The organism is Petrocella atlantisensis (genome assembly GCF_900538275.1).
Classification (GTDB): Bacteria; Bacillota; Clostridia; order Lachnospirales; family Vallitaleaceae; genus Petrocella; species Petrocella atlantisensis.
In genome coordinates, this window is sequence record NZ_LR130778.1 from 187,769 (window position 1) to 199,023 (window position 11,255).

An 11,255-nucleotide genomic window follows, 5' to 3' on the forward strand; every position below is an offset into this window, starting at 1 on the left:
TAATTTAATGCATTCATTATAACACAAAAAGCATCCTTTTACTTACTATTATAATAGTCATACAGGGCTTCATAGTGTTCTTTTATAGTTTGATCCATATGGCTTGGATTCATAATATTGATTTCCACAAAAATATGGCCTTGTTTACCTTTTCTATTTTTGTATCCTTTATTTAGTAGTCTAATCTTCTTACCGGTTTGTATTAATGGTGGTATTGTTACAATAAGATCACCTTCGAAAGCTTTGATGGTTTTCTTACAACCTAGGTAGGCATCCCAAGGATATATATCCAATTTTGTATGAATATCAAGACCATGAAGGGTCATATTTAAGAAAGGTTCGATTTCAATAATTAGAATCAGGTCTCCCGGTTCACCACCACTTAGACTTTCTTCACCTTTACCTTTTAATCTAATTTTTTCACCCGGTTCTATACCTCTCGGTATTTTCACTGCAATTTGTTGACTTCTACCTTGGAATCCAAAGGTTTTTTCTACACCTAAGGCCGCTTCTTTAATATTGATTTTTAGAGTTGCTTCTATGTTGTTCCCTTTTGTGTCATGTTTCCTCTATAGCCGGATCGACCACTAAAGCCTGAAAAAATATCATCACCAAAAAACATTTTAAAGAAGTCACTGTAATCGCCGCCAACATTGCTATACGTTCTTTTTTCATAACCATATTGTCCCGGATCAAAATCTTCATAGTTATGTTGATTAAAATCTTGACCCAACCGGTCATATTTCTCGCGCTTTTTCTCATCCCCTAGCACATCATAAGCTTCTGAGATGTCCTTGAATCTTTCATCGGTTTTACCTTGATTTTGACTGCTATCCGGGTGATATTCTTTTGCAAGTTTACGATAGGCTTTTCTTATTTCTGCTTTAGTGGCTGTTTTACTGACGCCTAAAGTATCATAATAGTCTTTGTATTTCATATTTCATCACCACGCTTTATATATTAGCACTCTCTTGGTACGAGTGCTAATTCTATTATAAGCCTAATATATAAAAGTGTCAACACGTCAAAACATCGGTAGCCTTGCTATCATTGGAGATCCATATTCGGCACAACATCTTCAATGAAAATACGGACAATATCAGCGTCAAACTGGGTACCTGCATATTTTTTTAATTCTTCAATACTCGCTTCATGTCCGATGGCTAATCTATAAGCTCGGTCAGATGTCATCGCTTCATAAGCATCTGCTACTGCAATTATTCTAGATACAATAGGAATTGCTTCACCTTTGAGTCCCATAGGATAGCCTTTACCATCCCATCGTTCGTGGTGGGATAAAACCTGCTCTGCTAAAGATGAGTAGGCGTCAACAGATTTTAGAATCTGATAACTGCTTTCCGGGTGCTTTTTTATTTCCATATATTCATTATCCGTAAGTCTTTCCGGTTTATTTAAGAGATGATCCTCAATGGATATTTTCCCAATATCATGCATGAGTCCAGCCGTCTCAATCTCTTTAATAGAATCATAATCAAAATTCATAGCTTCTCCAATTTTTTTACTAATCTGACTGACACGTTCAGAGTGAATTCTCTCTCGTTCATTCTTCTCATTTAAGGTATTTAAGATAACCTTAATGGTTTCATTACGCATACTTTGGCTTTCTGTTAGTTTTTTACGGTACATGTACTCTTCGGCTTTGATGAAAATATTAGAGATCAGTTGATCCTCTTTAGTTTTGGTTTCCCAACCTACTGATATAGAGATAACAATTTGTTCTAACTTTTCATTAGATATGGCTTCATGTATTCGTTTAACAATCCGATCTGTTTCACTATAATCCGTTTTGGGCAATAATATAACAAATTCATCACCACCAATACGAGCAACAATGTCATCTGCACGACAAACATTTTTCAAGTTTTTGGCCACCCTCTTTAATAGTTCATCACCAACAAGATGACCAAAAGCATCATTGGTTAGTTTTAATCCGTTTACATCCACCATAGCAATCGTAAAAGGCAGATTTCTAGAAGTATCTAAGCGACTAAGTTCTTCTTCAAAATAGCGCCTATTATAGAGGCCAGTTAACTGATCGTGATAACTTAAAAAAAGGATTTCGTCATGTCGAATCTTTTTGTCTGTAAAGTCTCTGAAAATAATGACCGCGCCAACAATCTTGCCTTGTGAATCTTTAATTGGTGATACATTATCTTCTATAGGTAAAGTATCACCATTCTTTTTGATTAACAAGGTTTGGTCACCCAGTTCAACAGTTTCACCGGTTTGATAGACGCGTGTTACAGGGTTTTCAACTTTTTCTTTTGTTTCAGCATGAATAATGTTAAAAATCTTTTCAAATGTTAAGCCTTTTGCTTCCTCAAGTGTCCATCCCGTAAGGTCTTCTGCAACCGCATTCATAAGCTCAACCCTCTTATTAGCATCGAGTGAAATCACACCATCTCCAATAGAATATAAGGTTGTTTTTAACAGACTTTTTTCCTTGACCAAATCAAGTTCTAATTTTCTTTCCATGGTTACATCACTAAATATAGTAACAAATTGACCTTTTTTGGGTGCATAAACACTGACATAGAAATATTTATCAAGTTCTCTTGAATGATTGGTAAATCTTGTCGGCATGCCTGTTAGAGCAACTTCACCATATTTCTTTATCCAATAGTCTTCCGTTTTTGGCAAAAGTTCTTTAACTGTTTTTCCTTTTGTTACTTCATTTGTCAATCCGGTAATACGTTCAAAAGACTGGTTCACATTTAAAAATCTATAATCATAAGGTTCACCTGTCTCATCAATAATAATCTCATGAAGCGCAAATCCTTCATTCATATTATCAAAAAGATTTTTCATGTCTCGATTTGAAATCATAAGTTTTTTCTTGGATTGATTATTCTTATAAAAACCAAGGATCAACAAGGCAATTCCCACGCTTAGCAATCCCATAATAATCCATCTGCTTCTTACGGCTTCTTGTTCCGATAAAACCCTTGGGGTTACATCATGAATAATAGAATATAAGAGTTCTTCATCATCGTCACCCCTATAAGGGTATGAATACACTTCCACATATTTAATCCTACCATCTTTAAGCCTATGTTCAAAAAGAAAATAATTCCTTTCCTGTAAAGCAGCTGCCTCCCTTTCTTCTTGAACCTTTTGTGGTGACAAATTATTAATGTTCTGAATATGCATATTTAGCAGTTCCTCATAGGTATACCCGTAAAAATCTACCGCTGCATCATTGGCACCTACAATCTTACCTGAATCCACCTCAATAATGAGCATCACTGAACCATGATGATGAAAAAAATCTTCTATTAAATATTTTGATTCACTCCCAAAAACTTGACTTGTTGTTAGAACAGAGATGCCTATAACCAGTAGAAATAATAGTCTTCTCAATCGATTGCCCTCATTTCGTCATCTATACAGTTATAATTTCAAGTATCTTTAACCCTCATATGTATATATCCATCTTAATTTTACACTAAAACATCACTATATTCTATAACAATTGACTTTTCTGCCAGATTTAAATAGATAATCTTCTAATCTTCTAAACTCCGATTTGAGCCTAAATGGATGGGTTCATCAAATGAGAGCCAAATAATTTTATATCATTTCATGTTTTTTTACCTGATATATGATAAAATAACCTTGCAAACCTTATGTAATTGCTTTAGATAATGGGGGTTAATCATGTCACTCAATCTTGCCTTTTTCACACTTTTAGTACTATTATCCATATATTTTATTATTATTGAAATATACACTATTTTTTTTATGCTCACCGGCCTCTCCCATACTAGATCTATATTTCAAGTCATATCTCTTCTGACCAACTCCGGTTTTACAACTTCCGAAAGTGAGATTATTGTCAGTTCAAGACGTAGGCGCCGTTTAGCTATTATAATTATGATTACAGGGAATATATTTAATGTTATTGTTGTATCCGTCTTAGTTAATATGATCATCACCTTATACCGTGATCCTTTTTTTAATTTTTCTCAAGCTTTAATTGGTCTAGGTTTATTTATTTTGTTTGCCATCCTATACAAGCGCTTACCATTTATTCGTGCACACTTTGATAAATTAATTAAGCAAATTGCAAATAAATGGATGTACTCAAAAAAATCCAACCCCCTATTGGTGTTGGATAATTTTAGTGGCTATTGCATTGTCGAAGTCAAAATTATTGAAATGCCTAAAGTATTACAGGATAAAACCATATTTGAGTCTCGACTCAGTAATGATTTTGGCATAAGAGTCTTGTTCATTAAACGTGGTGACCATTATATCGGTGATATCGATGATAGCCAAGTCGTACTGCTTATGGATAGAATTATTATTTTCGGTCCCTTACACAATATCAATAAGATTTTTAATCCAAAATATAATAAAGATGGTAGTAAAAATAAGCATCATCACACATCCTAGTAGTATTTACTGATATACCAACTCAAATTCTTCAAACACCACCAATAGTTCCTCCGTAAAAGCCATATCAAAAGTGGCCAGTTCTTCAGTAAAAAAATGACGGTGCGTGGTCTGCCAATACTTTAAGGACCCATCTCCTTCTCCTTCAATAGTTGCCAATGTATCATCCACTTCGTTAAATGGCAATACTGTAATTTTTTTGGTTTGGATGATACATTGTGCTCTACCATGAAAATCCGTAACGATACTATAACAACCTTCTGTCGGTAGTGCTTCCTGTTCAATCTCATAGAGACAGAACAAAGATGCTGTACCTCTTTTTATGCCTTTCTTGACCAGCTCTGCTAAGGCACTGGCACTATCTTCATCGTTACAGAAAAACCAGGAAGTATAGGTTTTTTTGCTAAAATTGTCAGCATCACCGATTGAATCTAAATAATGCTGCCACATTTCTTCAACAGATGGGTCTATCATACACTACCTCATTCTTTCTTAAGTCATTTTTCTCATGGCTAAGAGCTGGTTAAGAGCATCCATTGTAAATGTGTCACCCACTTCAAAAGGCACTTCAATATCGTCCATATTAATCAACAATATTTGCAGATGTGACATCTCAGGTGCATCTTTAATCCTAATACTCTTTATTTTTGTCAAATCCATATAGGTTCGACAATAACCATAGTCTGCTTTTTCTACTTTTTTGACAGCATCTTTTCGATTTACAATAATTAACTCTTTTGTATTCGCTAAAAATACTGTATCTTGAAGCTCATATTTATTTAGAGCATTAAAGAGTTTCTCAGCAGTTGATGGGTTGGTTTTTGATAATTCAATAAAGGGTTGATATTCAATGATTTTTACCGGACTGTCCGATGTTTCATTGCTAATAAGATTCTTGTACAGTTCAGAATCAATGGACTTAACTTCGTCAAATGCATCCAAATCAAGAACCGCTACAGGTGTTAAGATCCTATCACGAACTCTACTTATAAAATCATTACTGATGTCAAAAGAAACTGAATTGTAGCCAATAACATATTCTTGTTTTTTTGTTACGATGATGATTTGACTGTCTAAGAGTTCATTACTATGTACCAAATAGGAAATTTCATGAAATGGAATTTCATGAACCTCTACTGCTTTATTCTGGATTTGTTGTAGAACAATTCTATCTTCTAATAGAGATACAACTGCATCATATAAACGCATGCCTGGATGTGCCTTTCGTCTTTCAATCTTTCTTGGTACTTTAAAGCTATATTCTGCATCCAATATCGTCTGCTTAAGGTCAATGAATTGTAGGGGTATATCCTCTTCATTCTTAATTTCTACTAGCCATGATCCAAAACTATGATATTCTTGTTCGAGTTTGTTCATATTGAACCTCCTTGCTAAACCGGTTTGATTTTTAAGAACCTCTTCTGTCATTTTACTTAGAAGTTGAAATAATGTCTGTTTTTCTTCATCATCAAGTACTTGAAACAGAATTTCTAGAAACTGTTCTTTCCTAGCTTTTCTTAAATTGATGATTTCTTGGCCATTTTCAGTAAGTTGAAGGTTGTAAGTTCTTTTGTCCTGAGGATGAATGGATCTTGTTATAAGACCTTTGGCTTCCAAACGATTAACAGTACTTGTAATCGTACTATTGGGTACATCCAAATACATAATCACTTTTTTTATAGCAATAGAAGTCTCAAGTTCAAATAAATTCAATACATCCATGTCTGTGGGATTCAACTTTTTTTCTAGAGGACTATGCAAAGGCATATCAATGTCTAAATTTTTATAATGCTGAAACAAATGCTGGATGTTTTCTCTAGACTGTCTCACCCACGCATCCATATGATTTTCCAAGATATCACAACCTTTTCAATTTCGAATATTACGATTATCGTAATATAATTTTACCACATAAAAACAAGACGGTCAAGTTTTATACACGCCTTGTTTTGTCGTTACTATGGTAAACCTTTGTTAGATTTACATATAGTCTCTTATATCCAGAAGTTCCCCTTGTGACATGGCTTCTATTTCCATGACTTCTAGAATTTTCTTTGCAGCTTCAGTTGGTGATTGAAGGGAACCGGTTCTCTTATAATCAACAAACTTTTCTACTAGACTAAAGTCTTCCCTATTTGAAGTACGTATCACGCCTTGCATGTGGGTATCAATAATGCCTGGAGCCAATGCCATCATTCTCACCGGGAATGCGGTTTTCTTCTGTTCCAAAGCAACACATCTTGTAAACATATCCATTGCAGCTTTCGTACTACAATAACAGCTCCAACCATCATAAGGATGCTTCCCTGCTCCTGAGGATATATTTACAACACGTTTATCCATTTTCATTGTTTTTAGTCTTTCTATGAATTTTGCAGTCATAAATATAGGTGCTAAGGTATTTATGGTAAAAGCCTCCGTAATTTCCTGTTCATCGCACTTTTCTATAATTTTGACCGGTGTGACCACACCGGCATTATTAATGAGACAAATCGATAATGCCTGCTCAAAATCAATAGATCCAAAAACTTCCTCCATGAGCGACGCCAGTCCATCCATATTACTTATGTCCCACGGAATATGGGTCCAGTTACAATCCTTAAGAAGCACCCTATCTTCAATCTTATCACTTATGGTTCTGGATATCCCAATGACATGGTGCCCTTTATTAAGTAATTCTAAAGCTAGGGCTTCACCTAAACCTTTGGATGTTCCTGTAATTATATAATAATTCATCTTGCCTCCTAATAATCTGTACGCTATCATATATGGATATCATTTCATTTATTTTTATTGGTATACGGACTTTCTACGAGTTCAATACAATTTTCTTTAGGCTTAATACGAACAACACATCCAAGAGGCAGAATCAGCTTAGGATCTGTATGGCCAAAATCCATATTAAATACTACGGGGATATCTTTCACATTAAATTCCAATGTCATAATATCCATGACTATTTTTTTTAGGTCTTCTTTCTCTTCTTCTGTATAATCCTTAGGTCTGGCAATCAAAAGTCCTTTTATACTATTTAAAATACCTTGAATACCATAATTACGTAACATATAGCCTACTGCCATCGGACTAGGCTTTTCTTCAGAAGTTTCAAAAAATAAGACCTTATTATACCAAAAATCCGGTTCAGGCCAATATTTAGTTCCCTTAATAAATTCAAGGACTTCAATACATCCGCCCCACAATTCTCCTTCTGACGGTTCATCATCCAGATAAAACTCAAACCCATTTTCATTATCATAAAAAGCTTCACATTGGCCGACTAACTCTGGATCCGACCAATCTTTATAGCCATTGGTGTATTGCTTATATGGTTTATAAACATAAGACTTATTGTTTTTTAAAAGCATATCCTTCAGGTGTTTTTCATAGGATTGATCCATATTTTTCATTTGTGCCAACCCCGCCATAACAGAGGGACCATAAAAGGTTACCAAACCCCATTTGTTAAAGTAGCTTAAAAAAGTGGTGGCATCTGAGAATCCCATGATGAATTTGGGATGATTCATAATAATATCCATATCCAGATATTCAAGAATTCTCACAGACTCATAACCGCCAATAGTACATATAATTCCATCAATGCTCTCATCTTGAAAAGCACGTTGAATATCCTCTGCTCTAAGTTTTGGATTGGTGTACAGATCCTTGCTTAGCATTCTGGATGTAGGATATTCAACCATATTGAAACCAAAGACTTCTGATAGATTTTTAAGTCCCATTTCATAAATATGTGGAAATACACTTGCTAGTCCATTTGATGGCGATATTACGGCAATGTTTGATCCTTTTTTCAGTCTTTTGACTTTCACTTTCGTTTTTTTCATCACACGACCTCCTTCTCAAGTAACAGACATAGATAGTTTTCAGTCACCACAGATGTGTCTGCTAACATGTCAATTACGTGCTGTTTATAAGGTGTAAATGCTACAAGAAGATACATTGGCCAAATAATTTTCTGTAAATAGCGACCAAATAACTCTCTGACTAAAACCGTCGCCCAAGATAATTCTTCCTCATTGAAGCAAATAACACGTAGACCAAATACCATTTTTCCTAAAGTCTGTCCTTGATTCAATTTCGTCATTAAAATAAAATAGGCTAAAAATAATATTACGGACAGCGTTGTTTTTAGTAATCCTTCTCCTAGAAAGAAAAGCATCATTCGTTGTATGCTACCGACAAGGATTAAGTCCAGAAGATACGCAAAAAATCGCATCCAAAACCCTGCATAAATAATATTAGGGTATTTGTTGAATTCCTTCATACTAGTATCCTCCATAAATATACATAAAACCTTGTTTACTGTTTATCCCCGATATGTTTATGTCTCCCAATGAACCTAGGTTTTCACCTCTGATCATCATCGTGATTTCGGTCATGAAATCATTAAGGAATGGAAATTCCGAACTTGAATACGAGAAAATTTGAGCATTTTCAAGTTCATAAGCACTTTCTAAATCTAACATCGCTTGATTATAATAGCCAATTGCATCTATAAGGCCCACATCTAGTGCTTGCTCACCATCATATATACGTCCATCAGCTATTTCATAGACAAGCGCTCTATCCATGTTCCTACCATCTGCTACAACATCAACAAACCGTTCGTACATACTATCTACAAGATCTTGGAGTACACTAAGATCTTCTTCAGTAGTCGGACGTGTTGCAGATCCAACATCCTTTAAGTCACCACTTTTAATAGTCATATCTTCAACACCATACTTTTCCATAAGTCCGGATACATTAAGTCCGGACATGATAACACCGATAGATCCTGTTATGGTTTCTTTTGAAGCAAATATTTTATCAGCATCCGCCGAGATATAATAACCTCCACTCGTTGCCATACTTTCCATCACCACATAAATTGGTATATCTCTTAATTCTTTCATTTCTTTAATTTTATCTCTTAATTCTGCACTTTCATAGACACCACCACCTGGCGTATCCACTTTGATTACCACTGCTTTAATAGAAGTATCTTCAATAATCTGATCCAAATCACTTAAGATTTTTTGATGATTGTAGCTTTGTGTCGTGAAATAGTTTTGTGTGCCTTGAAGCATTATGCCTGTCACTTCAACAACAACAATTCTTTGATCTGTTAATCCCTCGCGCAAAATATTTTCCGACATTGTTTCACTCATTATTGATTCCCATAAAGATGTTATCTCCACATCTTTCGTCAATACATTACCAATTGCCGATATCAAAAGTGATGAGAAAAATACCACCACCGCTAATCCAATGGCTAACCATCTTTTTACATTCATAATAATCTCCTTGTCATCTCAATAAATATTTTATATGTATTCTATCATACCAAATATTCATATAATTACAATGATTAAAGAATTAAAACAAGTAACATGATTAGATTGTCAAACGATTAATGATATTGGTAAACATTTTTTTGTTACCCATAAAACTAAAGTGTGGGTAACCACCATAGGTATTTTTATAAAGATAACCGCAATACCAGCGGTTATCTTTTCCTGTTTTTTTAATGGTCATAATACTTGCCGTTTCACCTTGATCTTCAATTAAAAAACGACTCCTATGAAATTCATGACCACGCATTTGGTCACCTTTTTCACCCAAAAAACACGTTTGATCTAAGGTGATGTCAATATATCCAAACCTTTGAAGCTTGGACGTCATTTTTATTTCACCTTTAAAAATACCCACCATTTTATATTCTTCAATAGCCTCATTCAAATACATAAAGCCCCCACATTCTGCAAATATATGGCCACCTTTTTCAGAAAACAACCGAATAGCCTCGAGCATTTCATGATTACTTGACAAGGCTTCTTTATATAACTCAGGATAACCACCACCTAGATAAAGCAGATCACAATCCGGTAGACTTAAGTCCGAAAGGGGAGAAAAATAAATAACTTTGCCGACAGATTTTAACATCTCCAAATTCTCACGATAAAAAAAAGAAAAAGCCTTATCTTTTGCTACACCTATTATAAGGTCTTTTTTCTTAACCTGTATACTTTTTCTAATTTGTTCTGGAATGGTATTGCACATGTTCAGAATTGATTGCAAATCTATGGTTTTTTCAACAAGCTCTGCTAAATGGTCCAAATTCGAATCCAGTTTTGTCATTTCTTCACTTTGAATAAGACCAAGATGTCGACTCTTGAATTCTAATTCTGGGATTGTAGGCAGATATCCAAGGACTTTAACGCCTACATGGTTTTCTATTTGAACACGTAACATGTCATAATGGGCCTCTGTAACCTTGTTTAAGATGACACCGGTAATGCTACCCTGACCAAAATCGACCATACCTTTTATTTTGGTCACCGCCGTAAACATTTCCCCTTTTGGGGTATAGATGAGTATCGTATTCACACCTATTTTTTTCCCGATGGCATAACTGGAATTTTCAAAAGTATTATAGATACCGTCATAGTAACCCATAGCCCCTTCAATGATACAGTAATCTATATCCGGCTTGACATAAGAAAGTGCTTCTAGCATCCCTAAGTCGCCTTGTAGATGCAGGTCCAAATTACCGGCAGCATTTTTTGCAGCGACTTCTAAAAAGCCCTTGTCAATATAGTCCGGTCCCGTTTTAAAAGGGCTAATGCGATACCCTTTATTATGCAATGCTCGAATGATGCCCGAAGTGACCGTTGTTTTTCCCGAACCACTAGAAGGTGCCGCAAACAAAATACCTTTCATCTTAATACCTCCATATATTATGTGTGAATGAGTGAAACTTAGTTTTGAGCCTTAAGCATATTGAATAGACTTGCTTCTGAATCAACCGGTGAAATATTTAACTGATGACATACCTTAAG

11 protein-coding genes are annotated in these 11,255 nt (G+C 34.9%); 1 reads left to right on the forward strand and 10 read right to left on the reverse strand.

Features of this window, described 5'->3' with window-relative positions; genetic code table 11:
• Positions 1–38: 38 nt before the first annotated feature.
• The 3 genes from PATL70BA_RS01010 to PATL70BA_RS01020 form a co-directional block, all read right to left on the reverse strand.
• Complete coding sequence (locus PATL70BA_RS01010; RefSeq protein ID WP_125135623.1) at positions 39–542, reverse strand: J domain-containing protein; 504 nt, start codon at positions 540–542, stop codon at positions 39–41.
• Entirely contained in the window at positions 539–937 is a 399-nt protein-coding gene (locus PATL70BA_RS01015) for a DnaJ domain-containing protein (RefSeq protein ID WP_125135624.1), read from the reverse strand. The genes PATL70BA_RS01010 and PATL70BA_RS01015 overlap by 4 nt, the downstream gene beginning before the upstream one ends.
• A 110-nt stretch (positions 938–1,047) precedes the next feature.
• Complete coding sequence (locus tag PATL70BA_RS01020) at positions 1,048–3,381, reverse strand: HD domain-containing phosphohydrolase (RefSeq protein ID WP_125135625.1); 2,334 nt, start codon at positions 3,379–3,381, stop codon at positions 1,048–1,050.
• Positions 3,382–3,678: 297 nt separating this feature from the next.
• On the opposite strand from PATL70BA_RS01020, the gene PATL70BA_RS01025 reads away from it, so the two are divergent.
• Positions 3,679–4,416 (forward strand): TrkA C-terminal domain-containing protein, encoded by a 738-nt coding sequence (locus PATL70BA_RS01025; RefSeq protein ID WP_125135626.1) that lies wholly within the window; start codon positions 3,679–3,681, stop codon positions 4,414–4,416.
• Between the two features lie 6 nt (positions 4,417–4,422).
• Here the strand turns inward: PATL70BA_RS01025 and PATL70BA_RS01030 are convergent, their stop codons facing one another.
• From PATL70BA_RS01030 to PATL70BA_RS01060, 7 genes are all read right to left on the reverse strand, one after another.
• A complete protein-coding gene (locus PATL70BA_RS01030) occupies positions 4,423–4,890 on the reverse strand; it encodes an ASCH domain-containing protein (RefSeq protein ID WP_125135627.1) in 468 nt (155 codons plus the stop codon).
• Between the two features lie 18 nt (positions 4,891–4,908).
• Positions 4,909–6,270, reverse strand: coding sequence for a MarR family transcriptional regulator (locus PATL70BA_RS01035; protein WP_125135628.1), 1,362 nt, complete (start codon positions 6,268–6,270; stop codon positions 4,909–4,911).
• A 126-nt stretch (positions 6,271–6,396) separates the two neighbouring features.
• Entirely contained in the window at positions 6,397–7,152 is a 756-nt protein-coding gene (locus PATL70BA_RS01040; protein ID WP_172596046.1) for a (S)-benzoin forming benzil reductase, read from the reverse strand.
• Positions 7,153–7,196: 44 nt separating this feature from the next.
• On the reverse strand, positions 7,197–8,258 hold the full coding sequence (locus tag PATL70BA_RS01045) for a S66 family peptidase (RefSeq protein ID WP_125135630.1): 1,062 nt from the start codon (positions 8,256–8,258) through the stop codon (positions 7,197–7,199).
• Positions 8,258–8,698, reverse strand: coding sequence for an RDD family protein (locus PATL70BA_RS01050; protein ID WP_172596047.1), 441 nt, complete (start codon positions 8,696–8,698; stop codon positions 8,258–8,260). The genes PATL70BA_RS01045 and PATL70BA_RS01050 overlap by 1 nt, the downstream gene beginning before the upstream one ends.
• A 1-nt stretch (position 8,699) precedes the next feature.
• Positions 8,700–9,710: a signal peptide peptidase SppA gene (gene sppA / locus PATL70BA_RS01055; protein WP_125135632.1), complete on the reverse strand. Its 1,011-nt coding sequence runs from the start codon at positions 9,708–9,710 to the stop codon at positions 8,700–8,702.
• A gap of 100 nt (positions 9,711–9,810) precedes the next feature.
• Positions 9,811–11,136: a cobyrinate a,c-diamide synthase gene (locus tag PATL70BA_RS01060; RefSeq protein WP_125135633.1), complete on the reverse strand. Its 1,326-nt coding sequence runs from the start codon at positions 11,134–11,136 to the stop codon at positions 9,811–9,813.
• Positions 11,137–11,255 lie beyond the last annotated feature (119 nt).